The following is a 15,388-nucleotide window of genomic DNA, read 5'->3' on the forward strand; positions in this document are numbered from 1 at the left end:
CGCCCCATCCCAACCAGGCGGGTTAACTGCCCTCGGAAATCCTCTTCACGTCCGCCACGAGCTTGTCCCACATGCCTTTTGAGTGGTCAGCCGCCTCCGCCGTGGTGTTGTTGTCCTGGGTCAGCGTCAAAAGCGTCCGGCCGCCCTTGTCCTGAAGCGTCCAGGTGAGGGTGTGATAGTTCTCCGGTTTGTCTTCCTGCCCGGCGAGGGGGCTGAAATGCGTGTAGACCAGTTTCCTGGCGGGCACCACCTCGAGGATCGTGCCCCTGTCCTCGTAGTCCTTGCCGTCCCAGTTGCCGCTCCAGGTGATGGGTCCGCCCACGGTCCAGTCCGTGGAGAGCTCGGTGCCAACCATGAACTCCTTCGTGGCCGCCGGGTCCGTGATGACATCCCACACGCGGGTGGGAGGGGCATCAACCGTGACCGAGGACGTGGCCACGTAATCAGGCACTTTCCTTGGCCTTCTTCGCAGTGAACAGCAAGTACTCCCACTCCATCTGGAACGGGGTGTCGCCGTGGGCATCGCCGAAGGAATCAGCCAGTTCCGTCAGGGCCTGGTCCAGGGCTTTGACCTTGTCCCCGTCCTCCCCGATGTATTTGTAGACGGAGATGGTGGGGCCGTAGTGGGACTTGAAGTAGCGGACGAAGTCGCCGGGTTGATGGAAGCTCCGCACGGCCAGGGTCTGCTTGCGCGCAGCGGTATCCGTGATCCTGTCCCCCAGCAGTTCCCGCACGTGCTCTTCGCTCCCCCACAGCGGCGCCGGCTGTGCTCCCGGCGGTGGCGGCGGGGCGAAGGGCTTCATGGTGTCGAACATCCTGCCGATGAACCCCTCCGGGGTCCAGCTCAACAGTCCTATGTTTCCACCCGGTTTGCACACCCTCAGGAGTTCGTCCGCCGCCGCCTGGTGGTGGGGGGCAAACATGACGCCGAGGCAGGACATGACGACGTCGAACTCGGCGTCGGCGAAGGGCAGGGCCTCCGCGTCGGCTTCCTTCCAGTCCAGGCTGACTCCCCGGTTCGCGGCCTCACGGCGGCCGGCCTCGAAAAGCTCGGGGGTGAGGTCGCTGGCCACCACCTTGGCTCCCATCATGGCCGCGGGAATGGCCGCGTTGCCTGATCCGGCGGCGATATCCAGCACATTGTGGCGGGAGGTAATGCCGCAGGCTTCAACCAGGATGGCGCCGAGGTCCAGGAGCATCTCGTCAGCGAGGGCCGGATAATCACCGGATGCCCACATGGCCCGGTGTTTCTGTTTGAGTGCCCGGTCCGCCTCGGCTGCATCTGTCTGATCGTTCATGTTCAGCGCTCCTCACAGGGCCGTTGGAGTGTCAGCACGCTGTGGGCACAGCGGTGGCTGCGATGCGACTCATTGTGGACGCACCGGACCCGGCTGTAAAGAGCACCCCGCTACCGGAACGCAAGCAAGCTTAGTAGTTTCATGTACATGGCATCGGGTACCGGATCAGGATCCGCAGGCGGCTGGCCATCACAGGGGCCATCACGCAGGCTTGCGCGCCCGGGTGCCCGTCGCCTTGCTGGTGGACGCCTTGGCGGCGGGTTTTTCGGCGGACTTGGCCGCTGTCGACTTGGCGGCGGCGGATTTTGCCGTGGTGGACTTGGCCGTGCCGGATTTGGCTGCGCCGGACTTGGCCGTGCCGGATGTGGCTGCGCCGGACTGCGTTCCCGTGGACTTTGCTGCCGCGGACCTCGCCGTGGTGCCGGTCTTTTCGGCACTGGTCTTAGCCGCGGTAGACCGCTTGCGCGCCGGTTTGGCGGCTTCGTCTTCGCCGGCGTCGCTGCCGGAGTCCCCGCCGGCTTCGCCACCCGCCCGTCCTGCCGCGGCATCGGACCCGCCGCCCCGTTTCCGGTCCAGGCTTCGCTTCAGCGCCTCCATCAGGTCGATGACTTCACCCTTGCTGCCCTCGCCGGCCTCCACGCCGAAGGTTTCCTCGGTGTCCAGCGATTCACCCTGCTCCAGCTTGGCCTCAATAAGCTGGCGGAGCTGGACCTGGTAGTCGTCCGTGAAGGAAGCGGGATCGAAATCGGCCGCCATGGACTCCACCAGGGCCGCGGACATATCGCGCTCCTGCGGGGAGATCTTGACGGATGCATCAAGGGAAGGGAATTTCGCTTCCCGCACCTCGTCCGGCCACAGGAGGGACTGGAGCACCAGGACATCGTCCTTAATCCGCAAAGCGCCCAGCCGGGTCTTCTCCCGCAGCGCGAACTGGACAATGGCCACCCTGTCCGTGTCTTCCAACGCACTGCGCAGCAGCACGTAGGCCTTGGGAGACTTGGAGTCCGGCTCAAGGTAGTAGCTCTTCTCGAACATCATGGGCTCAAGCTGCTCGGACGGGACGAACTGCACCACTTCGATCTCATGGTTGTTCTCCGCCGGAATGGCCTTGAGTTCGTCCTTGGACAGGACCACCGTCCGGCCGTCCTCCTCGTAGGCCTTCTCGATGTCCGAATAATCGATGACCTGGCTGCAGACCTCGCACCGCCGCTGGTAGCGGATCCGGCCGCCGTCGGCGTTGTGGACCTGGTGCAGACTGATGTCATGATCCTCAGTGGCGCTGTAGACCTTCACGGGCACGTTGACCAGGCCGAACGCGATGGCACCTTTCCAGATGGCTCTCATTCCTCAAGTGAACATCACGCAACGCCGGAGGTGAAGCCCCGTGCCCGCCGCTAAGGAGCGTGTCAGGGTGGCAGGGCGGGAACTGACCCTCACCAATCTGGACAAGATCATCTATCCGGAGACGGGCACCACCAAGGCGGACGTCCTGGCCTACTACGCCGCCGTGGCCCACGTCCTGATCCCGGCGGCGTACAACAGGCCGGCCACCAGGAAGCGTTGGGTGAACGGCGTCGGGACCGCCGATAAGCCCGGCGAGGTGTTCTTCCAGAAGAACCTTGAGGACTCGGCTCCGGGCTGGCTCCCCCGGGCAGCCATCACCCACAAGGGCCGCACCATCTACTACCCGATGGTCAACGACCCCGCCACCCTTACCTGGTTCGGGCAGATCAATTCCCTGGAAATCCACGTTCCGCAGTGGCAGGTGGACTCCCACGGCAACCAACTGAACCCCGACCGGCTGGTCCTGGACCTGGACCCCGGCGAAGGCGCCGGCCTGGAGGCGTGCGTTGAAGTAGCCCTCCTGGCGCGCGCCATCCTCCAGGACGTGGGCCTGGACCCCGTGCCGGTGACCAGCGGCAGCAAGGGCATCCACCTGTACGCCGCCCTGGACCGGAGCCAGACCTCTGACCAGGTCTCCGGCTTCGCCCGCGAACTTGCCAGGGCCCTTGAGGCCGACCACCCGGACCTGGCCGTCAGCGACATGAAAAAGAGCCTGCGCAAGGGCAAGGTCCTGGTGGACTGGAGCCAGAACAATGCAGCCAAGACGACTATCGTGCCGTACTCGCTGCGTGGCCGCCCCACCCCCATGGTGGCTGCGCCCCGGACCTGGGAGGAGCTCGGCTCCCCCGGCCTCAGCCACCTGGACCATAAGGCGGTGATCCGGCGCGTGCAGGAAGGCAAGGACCCGTTCGCCGCCGTCGATAACGCCGGCAACGACCCCCGGCTGGAGAAGTACCGCTCCATGCGTGATCCCGGGAAGACTCCGGAACCCTTCACGGGCACGGCCGGCAGCGGGAATACCTTTGTGATCCAGGAGCACCACGCCAGCCGCCTGCACTATGACTTCCGCCTGGAGCATGAAGGAGTGCTGGTGTCCTGGGCACTGCCGAAGGGGGTGCCTGAGTCCGGCGGCAAGAACCACCTGGCAGTGCAGACCGAGGACCATCCCCTGGACTACGCGGGCTTCGAGGGGACTATTCCCAAAGGGGAATACGGCGCCGGCGAGGTAACCATCTGGGACCACGGGACGTATGAGCTGGACAAGTGGATCAACGGCAGGGAAGTCATTGCCACCCTCACCGGTTCGGAAGGAGGAGGGCTGGGCGGGACCAGGAAGTTCGCGCTTATCCACACAGGGCGGGGGCAGGGAAGGGATTCCGAGGGCCAGTGGCTTATCCACCTCATGGAGCCCGGGCGGCCTGGCGGACGACGGCGGCACGCACCGCCGCGGGAAGGACAGGAGGAGGCTCCGGCTAGGGAGTCGGCCCACGAGGAGCCACACGGGGCGCCGAACCACCACGAGCCGCGCCACGATGAGCTGCGCCAGGAGGCACGGGATAAAGACGTTGCGGTGCGGCCCGGGGACTACAGGCCCATGATGGCCACCTCCGGAGACGCCGCCGACCTGCAGGGCAGCAACTGGCAGTTCGAACTCAAGTGGGACGGGGTCCGCGCCATCCTCGTGGGAGACGAAAGGACGGTACGGATATTCAGCCGCAACGGCAACGATGTCACCAGCACCTACCCCGAACTCGTGGACCGGGCCTGCTGGCCGGCCCGGCCGTTCGTTGCCGATGGTGAGATCGTGGCCATCGGCGCGGCGGGAAGGCCCGACTTCGGGCTCCTGCAGGGAAGGATGAAGCTCACCCGGCCCGCCGACGTCGCACGGGCCCGGGTTGCCATTCCCGTGCAGCTGATGCTTTTCGACCTGCTGCACGACGACGGAACGGACCTCCGGAGGCTGCCGCTCGCCGAGCGCCGGCAACGGCTGGAGGACTTCTTCACCGCATCGGGCTGCCCCGCGGGGCTTTCTCCGGTCCTCGAGGACCGGGTGGACCACATCCTGGAGAGTGCCCGGGAGCTGGGCCTCGAAGGGGTGATGGCCAAGCGGACCGACAGCCGGTACGTGAGCGGGCAGCGGACCCGTACCTGGATCAAGCTGAAGGTGGAACAGACGCAGGAGGTTGTGGTGGGCGGCTGGCGCCCGGGCAAAGGCGGGCGGGAAGACACCGTGGGCTCACTGCTGGTGGGCATTCCGGAAGGGACGAAGCTGCAGTACGCGGGGCGGGTGGGCAGCGGTTTCAGCGGGAGGGAACTTGCCGAACTGCGGCAAACCGTGGAACGGCTGGCCCGGAAGACCTCGCCGTTCCTGGACGTTCCGCGCCCGGATGCCGCCGACGCGCACTGGATTGCCCCCGAACTTGTCGGCGAAGTGACCTACAGCGAGTGGACGGGAACCGGGAGGCTGCGGCATCCCGTGTGGCGGGGCTGGCGGCTGGACAAGGACCCGGCGGAGGTTGTGCGCGAAGGCTGAGCCGGCCGGCCACTCGCGAAGAAGGCCAGATTGATCCGGGACACGCAAAAGGCCTGGCGCACCGGATTTCGGTGTCGCCAGGCCATGTACGCGTCGCCAGGCAGGATGCGCGTCCTAAAGTGTCCGGGCCTAGGACGAGTGCGGCATCTGCGGCCGGCTGGTGCGGTGGATCGCCGTCACTGCGGCTCCCTGCCCTATCCGGCCGTGGCCTGCATCCCGCTCTTTCGGGTGCCGGCGCTTTCCGTATCCATCCGGCCAGGTGCGCTGCCCGGTTCCCCCCAGTGGGGCAAGGGGCGCTTCGGCACCCGGCATGTCCGGAGTGTCCATTGCCGCGGCGAGGTGGTCCGCAACCTCCGGATTGATGGGGAATTCACGCTTTTCGTCAGCCATTTGTTCTTCCCTTCCACAGATGAAGTGCTATCGAGAGTGGCCAAAACCGGGCCCCGGCAAAAACTTTCGAAGCGGCCCGCGGTGGCTTGGCCGCAGGCGTCCCCTACCTGAAAGAAAGTGTTTCCATGGAACAACCTTAGGGACGCACACGGCACCTGTGAACCCCCTCCGCCTGGGCCGGCAAAAGTGCCCCTGGACCGCGGCCCGGTGTGCGCCCGGGAGGTCCGGCCCGGCGTGGTCCCGGTCACTTTCAGCGCCATCTTGGGACAGATTCACGGGGGTGTGGCGCATAAAACGAAAAAGATTGGGTAACGATGGGCCTGGTCCCGCCGCATGCCAGTGATGGCGCGGGAAAAGCCGGGAAAAGAATTCGGGTAAACCTGCCGGATACGGCTGCCAAACGGGTGATCCTACGGCATAAACCACGCAGGCGCTACGGCATTCGCGTAAAATTGAAGGCCTGCCCGGAGCGGCGCAGCTACAAGTCGCAAGCAAATGACCTCCACAGGAGTTGCCCAAATGCCCACAGACCGAAGCACGACAGACTCTTCCGCAGGCGTCAACAGCGCCTCTGGAACCAACCCAGCTACACCCCCTGGCGCCCCGTCGTCGGCTCTTACCAAAAGCCCGCGCAAGCCTAAGCTGCTCGCGCGGCGCCGGCTCAAGGAATCGGACGTCAACGTCGTCAACCAGCCCATGCTGAAGAAAGCCCTCGGCGGCACCATCGTGGGCAACACCATGGAATGGTACGACGTCGGCGTGTTCGGCTACCTCATCACCACCATGGGTCCGGTCTTCCTGCCGGAGTCGGACCCCACCACCCAGACGCTGTTCCTGCTGGGCACCTTCGCCGCCACGTTCATTGCCCGCCCCCTGGGCGGCGTGATCTTCGGCTGGATGGGCGACAAGATGGGCCGGCAGAAGATCCTCGCCGCCACGCTGATGCTGATGGCAGCGAGCACGTTCGCCATCGGCCTCCTGCCCGGCTACGCCCAGATCGGGCTGTGGGCCGCAGGCCTGCTGGTGCTGCTGAAGATCGTCCAGGGCTTCTCCACCGGCGGTGAATACGCCGGTGCCACCACGTTCGTCAGCGAATACGCCCCGGACAAGCGCCGCGGGTTCTTCGCCAGCTTCCTGGACCTGGGCAGCTACATGGGCTTCGCCATCGGGGCCGCCCTGGTCTCGGTCCTGCAGCTGACGCTCGGCCAGGCAGCCATGGAGGAGTGGGGCTGGCGTATTCCGTTCCTGGTGGCCGGGCCCCTGGGCCTGATCGCGGTCTACTTCCGGAGCAAGATCGAGGAGTCCCCCCAGTTCCAGGCCACCCTGGATGCCCAGGAGGATCTCGCGAAGCATGCGGCGTCATCCGACCAGGCAACGGCGAAGGGCCCGGTGGGCATCGTCAAGGCCTACTGGCGCTCCATCATTGTTGCCATGATCCTGGTGGCCGCAGCAAACACCGCCGGCTACGCGCTGACGTCCTACATGCCCACCTACCTCACGGAGTCCAAGGGTTACGATCCGGTGCACGGCACCCTCCTGACCATCCCCGTGCTGGTGGTCATGAGCCTCTGCATTCCGCTGACCGGAAAGTTGTCGGACCGAATCGGCCGCCGGCCCGTCCTGTGGATCGGCGCAGTCAGCACAGTGGTCCTGGCCACTCCGGCTTTCCTGCTGATCGGCATCGGCGAGATCTGGTCCACCCTGGCCGGCCTGGCGCTGATCGCATTCCCGGTGACGTTCTACGTCGCCAACCTGGCCTCCGCCCTCCCGGCGCAGTTCCCCACCTCCAGCCGGTACGGGGCGATGGGCATCGCGTACAACTTCTCGGTGGCCATTTTCGGCGGCACCACTCCGTTCATCGTGGCAGCCCTCATCAGCGCCACAGGCAACGACATGATGCCCGCGTACTACCTGATGGGAACCTCCCTGGTGGGTGCCGTGGCCATCTACTTCCTCAAGGAGTCGGCCCAGCGCCCGCTGCCAGGGTCCATGCCCAGCGTGGATACCCAGGCCGAGGCACGCGAACTGGTTGCCACGCAGGACGAGAACCCGCTGCTCAACCTGGACGAACTCCCGTTCGAGACCCAGGACATCACCGATGCGCGCGACGCCGATGCACGCGAGGCCGACAAGGTTCCTGCCGGCGCCTAGTCGCACTCCGGCGGAACCGGTCCTGCCGGTCCGGAGCCCCGTCTTGCGGCCCACGCCCAGAAGGCCCGCCCTCGTGTTTCCTTGGAGGAAGCACGAAGGGGCGGGCCTTTGGCGTACCGGCCGGAATGACGTTCCGAGTCCTGCGCCGGGCAGTGGAAATGACGGGCCCTGCCCCACGGTGATAACTTCCAAAAGGCCGTACTGGAACAGCAAGAGGTGATGAGTCATGGAACGCGTCCTCGTGCAGGTGCGCGCGCTCCATCGGCTGGAACCGGCCAACAATGACCATTTGGCGGCGTTGCGCGTTGCCCTCAGCGTTGCGGTTCCGTCACTCCTGCTCCTGGCCACAGGTCGTTCAGACCTCATGATTTATGCCGTCTTTGGTGCCCTGATCGGCATGTACGGGCGCTCAGAGCCGCACCAGCTCCGGCTCCGACACCAGTCCCAGGCCGCCGTCGTCCTGCTGGGCGGTGTGGCGGTGGGCGTGTTCCTGTCCGTCAACCATCTCCACTCATGGTGGCTCGTGGGAGTGGAGGCTGTCCTCGCCGGCGTCGGATCCCTCTTCGCGGACCGCGTGCGGCTCAAGCCCAACGGACCGTTCTTTGGGATCCTCGCGCTGGGAGCCTGCGCCTCAGTGCCCACTGTGGTTCCGTGGCAGGTGGCCATGCTGATCGCCGCAGGGTCTGCCGCGTTCTCCATGCTGGTGGGCTTCGGCGGCTGGATCCGCCGCAGGTCCTGGCAGCGCGGCGCCGTCCGGGCTGCTCCGGCCATGAGCCCCGCCGGGCACCGGGAGATGCTCGTGCATGCCTCCCGGTACGTCCTGGCAGTGGGTGCAGCCGGCACTGTGGGCGTCCTGACGGGCAGCGGGCATCCGCACTGGGCCATGGCCGCGGCTGCGGTGCCGCTGGCCGGGGCCGACCTTCCGAGCAGCGTCCGGCGGGGCATCCACCGGATCGTGGGGACGTTCGTGGGACTGGGGGTCACCGCCGCCGCCATTCTTTCGGTGCCATGGTCCTTGGCGGGCCTGTTCCCGGGCCGGCAGGCCGTGGTGCTGGCGCTCCTGGTGATCCTCTTCCAGTTCACCACCGAGCTGTTCATGACCCGCCACTACGGCCTGGCCATGGTTTCCTTCACGCCGGTCATTTTGCTGATGACCCAGCTCGCAGCCCCCGCCGACCCGGCGGTCCTGATCCTGGAGCGCGCTGTGGAGACCATGGTGGGGGCGCTGGTGGGAATCGGCGTGGTGGTGGCTGTCCGGCGGGCGGGGTCGCGCTCGCCGTCAGCATTACTCGGGTTTCCGTCCCTGTTTCGGCTTCCGCGGCGGCCCCGCCATTAGCTTTGCCGGCGCCACCCGGGCAACGGCCGCCACCACCTTGTACCTCTTGGAGGGGATGGACACCGCCTTGCCCCGGGCATTGTCCGCCAGGCCTTCCCGCACCACCCGCTCGGCATGCAGCCAGGCCCAGGACGGCGCCACCGATTTGTCCATGCCCATCCGGTCGTGGAACTCCGTGTGGGTGAAGCCCGGGCACACCGCGGTGACCTTGATGCCCTGTTTGCCGTAGGCCAGGTTTGCCCAGCGGCTGAAACTCACCAGCCAGGCCTTCGCCGCGGAGTAGGTGCCCCGCGGCAGGAAAGCGGCGATGCTGGCCACGTTGATGATCCGGCCCTCGCCCCGCTCCAGCATGCCTTTGAGCGCGGCATGGGTAAGCTCCATGGCGGTTTCCCCGTGCAGCTTGAGGTGTTTCTTCTCCTCCGAGATGTGGTTGTCCTCGAAGTTGTGCAGCAGGCCGATTCCGGCGTTGTTGACAAGGATCCCCACCGGACGCCGCGCATCGGACAGGCGTTCGACGACGGCGGCCACGCCGGCGTCGTCCGTCAGGTCTGCGGGAAGCACCTCGGCAGTGGTTCCGTAGCGCCGTTCCAGGCCCGCCGCTGCTTCCTCGAGGCGGGCCCGGTTCCGCGCAACCAGCACCAGGTTGCAGCCCTGGGCGGCCAGCTGGCGCGCGAACTCGGACCCCAGCCCCGCGCTGGCCCCCGTGACGAGGGCTGTTGTCCCGGAAAGATCCTGCTGGGGGTGCGGCGTGGTCATGCTGCAAGCCTAGCGAGGCGCCGATCTCCCGTCCCGGTCCACTGTCCGTGTGGTACCAGGCGTGGTCCTCAGGCGAACCTCGCCAGCGGATTGGCCAGGCGTCCTGCCATCTGCAGCCCGCCGGACGGGTCTGCCAGGTCCAGCATCTGCTGGTTGTTGCGCAGCTGCAGCCGGTTCAGGCAGGACAGCTCGAAGTCGGCGGCAAAGAGGTCATGCCGGGCGAACTGGCCGGCAAGTTCCGGATGCTGCCCCTGGTAGTCCTTGACCGCAGCGGCGGCAATCCGCCAGAAGTCGTCCTGGCCCAGTCTTCCGTCCCCGTCCAGGAGCGCGGCCAGGAAACGGAAAATGCAGTCAAAGATGTCCGTGAAGACGGCCAGCACCTTCTGGCCGTCCGGGATCTCCGCCCGGATCCGGGATACATCCTCCGGCAGGTCCAGCCGGTCCCCCATCACCACGATTTCCTCGGCGATGTCCTTCATGACGGCCCTGACGGGTACGCCGTTTTCGAACACCAGGATCACGTTCTCGCCGTGCGGCATGAACGCCATCTCATACCGGAAGAGGCAATGAACCAGTGGAACCAGGTAGGCCTCGAAATACCGCCGCAGCCAGTCCCCTGCCGGCAGGCCGGAGCGCTCGATGAGCGCCGAAACCATGGGCCTGCCGCTCGCGTCAACGTGCAGGAGCGAGGCCATGGTGGCCAGCTGCTGCCCGTCCTGCAGCAGCGGCAGGGGGCTTTCGCGCCATAGGGCGGAGAGCATCTTCCGGTACGGCGAACCGCCCGCAGCGCCTGCCTCGTAGTAGCCGTTGTGGTAGCCGATGGCGGCGACCTCGCCGATCATGGTGAACCCGCGGCGCTGAAGTGCATCGTCCGCCTCGATCAGGTTCCGCAGCCAGTCGTTGATGGCCGGGGTGGCCTTCATGTACTCCGGCGACAGCCCGCGCATGAAGCCCATGTTCAGCACGGACATGGCCGTCTTGACGTAGTGGCGGACGGGGTCGCTGGTGTTGAAGAAGGTCCGGATCGACTGCTGCGCCTGGTAGCTGTCCGTCCCGGCGCCCAGGTGGACGATGCGCTGCCGGGCGATCTCCGCCGCGAACGTGACCGTGAGCTTGTTCTCCCACTGCCAGGGATGTACCGGCATGAGGAAGTACTGGTCCGGATCGAGATCCTGCAGCTGCAGTTCAGCGGTGAAGGTGCCCAGCAGGGATCCGAGCTCGGCCTGCAGGTGCGCCCGGTACTCCAGCCCTTCCGATGCAGTGAAGACGGCGCGGGTGCGGTGCACGGCGATCCACTCCAGCTGCACCGGGGCGCCCGTTTCCGGTGCGAAGGCGTGGTAGTCGCTGATGCCGAAGCCCAGGCGGCCGTTATTGGCAACAAAGCAGGGGTGGCCCTCGGTCATGCTGCGCTCAATGGCCTGGAAGTCGGCCGCCGGGTCCTCGCCGCCGGTGATCCCTGCCGCGAGTTCAGCCGCCGTCGGCTGGCCGGCCCACTGCTTGTAGGCGTGGCTCGCCAGGGTGCTGCCGACCTCCTCGAGGTAGACGGGGAGCATATGGAGGTTGATGCCCAGCATTCCGTGGAACCCGGTGATGAACTCCAGCACGTCCAGCGGCGCCTCGGTGCCGCCCCGGAAGTGCCGGATGGAGCCGGGATCGATGGCCCAGTGGTCCATGCTTAGGATCCGGGCGCTGAACTGGTACTCGGAGGTGCCGTCATCGCTGCGGACCCGGTAGCGGCCGCGCCCGTCCGCCCCGGCCCCGCCAGGCTTACCTCCCACCGGTTCCGGGGTGAGGATCCGTTCGTGGGAGAACTCGGCGAGTGCCTTGCGGAGCAGGTGCCGGTTGGCGTTGTCCCACCTTTCGCCGGTGAGATGCGGTACACGGCCGGGATGCGGTGCAGGGCCGGCGGAGGGCTGCCCGGGGGTGGTTGTGGCGGCGGGATCGAGATCGATAGTCATAGTGGTGCTCCCTGGGTTACGGGCGGAAGGGCGGGCAGAAGGGACGTTCGGGCGGCCAGGTAATCGTCTCGGCTGCAGAAACTCAGCAGCGCGTCCTTGTCCGGAAGGGTGACCGCCCCTGCGGGCTGGAAGCCCAGGCGTTGATTCAGGGCGTGGATCCTGGTGTTCCGGATATCCGGCTCCACCACAATGCGGTCCACTCCCGGCGTGCTGAAGAGTCGTGCCAGGACGGCGTCCATCACCGCGGCGGTGTAGCCGCGCACGGGTGCGGCCGACGGCGGGGCCACCAGCAGGTGCATCCCCACGTCCCCGGGAAGGACGGGGTACACAGCGGCCAGCGGCGAGGACGCGGGACGGTACTCCTCCATCAGGAAGGCGGGGACGCCGCCGTCGAGCCCCAGCACCGCGTGGTGGTGGCCGCTCGCTTGGATGTTCCTGTATTCCTGCACCACGTCCTCCACGCTGGCGGACAGCATGCCCCAGAACGAGGCGTAGGGCCGGGTCACCCAGCTGTGAAGGAGCGGCGCGTCGGCTTCGGCGTCGAGGCAGCGGAAGGTGAATGTCATGCCGGCACCGGTCCGCAATCCAGCGGAGAGCCAACCGCAGCCGGCGGCCCGAACTGCTGGAACGCAATGCTGCGCTCCACGGGGTACACCTCGCGGCCGGTCATTTCGCGCAGGATGCAGGAGTTGCGGTAGGCGCCCATGCCCAGGTCCGGGGTGGCGAACCCGTGGGTGTGCAGCTCGGCATTCTGGACGAAGATCTCGCCGGGTTGGACCCCGGTACTGTAGTTCCGGTCCACGGCGAACCTGCCCGCGCTGTCCCGGTCGATGCGGTCCCGGATGCCGGCGAGGAAACCTGGTTCCTGGTAGCCGTAGCCGGTGGCCAGCACCACCGCTTCGCTGTCCAGCGTGTAGGACGTGCCCTGCTCCGCATGTTCCAGGTGCAGGGTGTGGGTCCCGGCCCCGGGGTTCCAGTAGGCAGCGGTCAGGCTCGAGTGGGTCAGCAGCCGGGTGTCCACCATTCCGGAGATGCTCTTGGTGTAGAGCAGGTCGTAGATGGCGTCGATCAGGTCCGAATTGATGCCTTTGTAGAGGTTTTTCTGGGCCTTATTCAGGTAATCGCGCTGGTGCTGCGGGAGGGCGTGGAAGTAGTCCACGTACTCGGGCGAAGTCATCTCAAGCGTCAGCTTGGTGTATTCAAGCGGGAAGAACCTGCCGGAGCGGGTCACCCAGTTCAGCTGGTACCCGTGGGCGTCCGATTCCTGGAGCAGTTCGTAGTAGATCTCGGCGGCGCTCTGGCCGCTGCCCAGGATGGTGATGCTGCGCTGCTGCTGCAGTTCTGCCTTCCGCGCCAGGTAGTCGGCGGTGTGGAGGACCACTCCCCCGGCTCCCGCACGTGAATCGGCCACGATCCCTGCCGCAGCCCCGGGCACGTCCGGGGAGGTGCCCGTGCCCAGCACCAGCCGCCGCGCCAGCAGCACCTCAGGCCCTCCCGGACCGGAGACGGAAAGCCGGTACACGCCGTCGTCGTACGTTACATCCAGCACAGCTGTGCCAAATCGGACGCCGGGCAACTGCCCGGCCACCCACTGGCAGTACTGGTTGTACTCCGCCCGCAGCGGGTAGAAATTCTCCCGGATGTAGAACCGGTAGAGCCTGCCGGCCTGCTTGAGGAAGTTCAGGAACGAGTATGGCGAGGTGGGATCGGCCAGGGTGACGAGGTCGGCCATGAAGGGCACTTGCAGGTGGGCGGGCGCCAGCATCATCCCGGGGTGCCAGTCAAAGGATTCCCTGCGTTCCAGGAAGATGCCGTCCAGCCCTTCCACCGGTTCAGCCAGCGCCGCGAGGCCCAGGTTGAAGGGCCCGACGCCGACCGCGGCAAAGTCGTAGATCCTGCGCCTGCCTGCCTTTTGGGTGGCGGTGTTGCTCATGCGGTCGCCTCGCTGCGCAGCAGCCCGGCGCCCGTGCGGCGCAGGAAGTTGATGATGCCGGAAATGTCCTCCAGCGTGGCCTCGGCGTTGAGGAGCGTGAACTTCAGGTAGTGCCGGCCGCCCACCGTGGTTCCGGCAACCACCGCTTCCCCGGAGGCGAAGACCGCCGCCCGGATGGCCGGGTTGAGGGCATCCGCCGCGTCCTCGCTGATCCGGTCGCCGCTGTCCAGGCGGGGCCGGTACCTGAAAACCAGGGTGCTGAGCCGGGGCGGGGCGGCGAGTTCGAAGGCGTCGTCGGCGGCGAGGAGCTTGCCCACACGCGCGGCGAGGTCGATGGCTTCGTCGAACAGGGCGCCGATGGCGTCCGCGCCCATGATGCGCAGGGTCAGCCACAGCTTCAGGGCGTCAAACCGGCGGGTGGTCTGGATGCTCTTGTCCACCTGGTTGGGGATGGCTGCCAGCGCTGCGCTGTGCGGGTTCAGGTAGTCCGCATAGTAGGTGACGTGGCGCAGCATGGTCCGTTCGCGCACCAGCAGGGCGCTGGAGCTGACCGGCTGGAAGAAGGTTTTGTGGAAGTCGACGGTGACCGAGTCGGCAAGCCCTGTGCCGTCAAGGAGGTGCCGGTAGCGGCCGGAGACAATGAGGCCGCCGCCGTAGGCAGCGTCCACGTGGAACCATGCCCCGTAGGCCCGGGCCAGTGCGGCGAGCTCCGGGAGCGGATCGACAGCGCCGAAGTCCGTGGTGCCCGCGGTGGCCACCACCGCCATCGGGGTCAAACCGGCGTCCCGTGCGCCGGCCAGGGCCTCGGCGAGGGCGGCAGGATCCATCCGGTGGTCCGGCGTGCAGGGGACGGTGACGACGGCGTCGAACCCCAGGCCCAGCATTGATGACGACTTCTGGATACTGAAGTGGCTGTCCTCGGACGTGAAGATCCGCAGCGTGTCCAGCAGCGCCGGAAGCCGGAGCCCGGCGCGGGCAGGGTCCTGCCGCAGGCCGGCAACGGCATGGTTGCGGGCGATCAGCAGGGCCTGCAGGTTGGACTGGCTGCCGCCGGAGGTGAAGATGCCGTCCGCGGCGTCACCAAGGTCCAGCCTTTTTGCGGTCCAGTCAATAAGCCGGCGTTCGATCATGGTGGCGCCTGCACTCTGGTCCCACGTGTCCATGGAGGAGTTCACCGCGGACAGGACCGCTTCGCCCACCAGCGCCGGGATGACCACGGGGCAGTTAAGGTGGGCGGCGTACCTGGCGTCGTGGAAGTACACGGCATCGCGCAGGTACACATCCTCGAGTTCCTGGAGGGCGGCGGCCGTGTCCGGCAGGGGTCTTTCGAGGTCCACGGCGCCTACGCGGGCCTCCAGTTCGGAGGGTCCGACGCCGGTGAACGGCCGGGCGGTCCGCTCAAGTTTCGTGGCAACGGCCGTTACGCCCTGCAGCACCTGGGCCACATACCGCGGCGAGTTGCGTGCGTTGAGGAGGTGGTTGCTGGCCGCCAGCGCGAGTTCCACACGCGAGCCGAAGTCCCTGCCGCCAGGTTCCTGAACTGGGGTCTGATGGTTTGGCCGGTCATGGTTTGGCCGGTCATGGCTCGTCGCTCCATTGGTGTTGGGCGGATCATCCATTTCCAGCTCGTCAAGGCGGGGCAGCAGCGGCACTGGTTTTCCTTCGGTCGGCATTACATCGAAAAAAGGC

At 66.7% G+C, this 15,388-nt stretch carries 12 protein-coding genes; 3 read left to right on the plus strand and 9 right to left on the minus strand.

Translation table 11 applies throughout. The annotated features are described in order from the left end of the window. Window positions 1–22 precede the first annotated feature (22 nt). The 3 genes from ACQ3DC_RS13205 to ACQ3DC_RS13215 all read right to left on the minus strand — a co-directional run bounded on the left by ACQ3DC_RS13205 (window position 23) and on the right by ACQ3DC_RS13215 (window position 2,642). Window positions 23–451: an SRPBCC family protein gene (locus ACQ3DC_RS13205; RefSeq protein ID WP_430752443.1), complete on the minus strand. Its 429-nt coding sequence runs from the start codon at window positions 449–451 to the stop codon at window positions 23–25. Further along, the gene (locus ACQ3DC_RS13210) at window positions 444–1,298 is read right to left on the minus strand and encodes a class I SAM-dependent methyltransferase (protein ID WP_421093734.1); all 855 of its coding nucleotides are present in this window, start codon (window positions 1,296–1,298) and stop codon (window positions 444–446) included. The genes ACQ3DC_RS13205 and ACQ3DC_RS13210 overlap by 8 nt, the downstream gene beginning before the upstream one ends. Window positions 1,299–1,499: 201 nt before the next feature. Further along, window positions 1,500–2,642 carry a Ku protein gene (locus tag ACQ3DC_RS13215; RefSeq protein WP_421093733.1) on the minus strand — a complete coding sequence of 381 codons (1,143 nt, stop codon included), beginning with the start codon at window positions 2,640–2,642 and terminating at the stop codon, window positions 1,500–1,502. Window positions 2,643–2,682: 40 nt separating this feature from the next. Here ACQ3DC_RS13215 and ACQ3DC_RS13220 point away from each other — a divergent pair, with 40 nt between their 5' ends. Next, window positions 2,683–5,175: an ATP-dependent DNA ligase gene (locus ACQ3DC_RS13220; RefSeq protein ID WP_430752444.1), complete on the plus strand. Its 2,493-nt coding sequence runs from the start codon at window positions 2,683–2,685 to the stop codon at window positions 5,173–5,175. 129 nt (window positions 5,176–5,304) lie between these two features. On the opposite strand, the gene ACQ3DC_RS13225 is transcribed toward ACQ3DC_RS13220, so the two are convergent. Beyond that, window positions 5,305–5,565 (minus strand): hypothetical protein, encoded by a 261-nt coding sequence (locus ACQ3DC_RS13225; RefSeq protein WP_157239545.1) that lies wholly within the window; start codon window positions 5,563–5,565, stop codon window positions 5,305–5,307. A gap of 519 nt (window positions 5,566–6,084) precedes the next feature. On the opposite strand from ACQ3DC_RS13225, the gene ACQ3DC_RS13230 reads away from it, so the two are divergent. Together ACQ3DC_RS13230 and ACQ3DC_RS13235 are read left to right on the plus strand one after the other, a co-directional pair. After that, window positions 6,085–7,716, plus strand: a complete 1,632-nt coding sequence (locus ACQ3DC_RS13230) for an MFS transporter (protein WP_157239547.1) — start codon at window positions 6,085–6,087, stop codon at window positions 7,714–7,716. Between the two features lie 226 nt (window positions 7,717–7,942). Further along, entirely contained in the window at window positions 7,943–9,052 is a 1,110-nt protein-coding gene (locus ACQ3DC_RS13235; protein ID WP_430752445.1) for an FUSC family protein, read from the plus strand. Here ACQ3DC_RS13235 and ACQ3DC_RS13240 read toward each other — a convergent pair. From ACQ3DC_RS13240 to ACQ3DC_RS13260, 5 genes are all read right to left on the minus strand, one after another. After that, a complete protein-coding gene (locus tag ACQ3DC_RS13240) occupies window positions 9,002–9,808 on the minus strand; it encodes an SDR family NAD(P)-dependent oxidoreductase (protein ID WP_157239551.1) in 807 nt (268 codons plus the stop codon). The two genes, ACQ3DC_RS13235 and ACQ3DC_RS13240, sit on opposite strands and share 51 nt — an antisense overlap. A gap of 68 nt (window positions 9,809–9,876) precedes the next feature. Next, the gene (locus tag ACQ3DC_RS13245; RefSeq protein WP_321215158.1) at window positions 9,877–11,766 is read right to left on the minus strand and encodes an IucA/IucC family protein; all 1,890 of its coding nucleotides are present in this window, start codon (window positions 11,764–11,766) and stop codon (window positions 9,877–9,879) included. Then, complete coding sequence (locus ACQ3DC_RS13250) at window positions 11,763–12,332, minus strand: GNAT family N-acetyltransferase (protein ID WP_321215157.1); 570 nt, start codon at window positions 12,330–12,332, stop codon at window positions 11,763–11,765. The genes ACQ3DC_RS13245 and ACQ3DC_RS13250 overlap by 4 nt, the downstream gene beginning before the upstream one ends. Then, window positions 12,329–13,699 carry a lysine N(6)-hydroxylase/L-ornithine N(5)-oxygenase family protein gene (locus ACQ3DC_RS13255; RefSeq protein WP_430752446.1) on the minus strand — a complete coding sequence of 457 codons (1,371 nt, stop codon included), beginning with the start codon at window positions 13,697–13,699 and terminating at the stop codon, window positions 12,329–12,331. The genes ACQ3DC_RS13250 and ACQ3DC_RS13255 overlap by 4 nt, the downstream gene beginning before the upstream one ends. Next, window positions 13,696–15,351, minus strand: coding sequence for a pyridoxal phosphate-dependent decarboxylase family protein (locus ACQ3DC_RS13260; protein ID WP_370460461.1), 1,656 nt, complete (start codon window positions 15,349–15,351; stop codon window positions 13,696–13,698). Before ACQ3DC_RS13260 ends, ACQ3DC_RS13255 begins: the two co-directional genes overlap by 4 nt. Window positions 15,352–15,388: the final 37 nt, after the last annotated feature.

It is taken from the genome of Paenarthrobacter sp. NEAU-H11, from assembly GCF_050573415.1.
Lineage (GTDB): Bacteria > Actinomycetota > Actinomycetes > Actinomycetales > Micrococcaceae > Arthrobacter.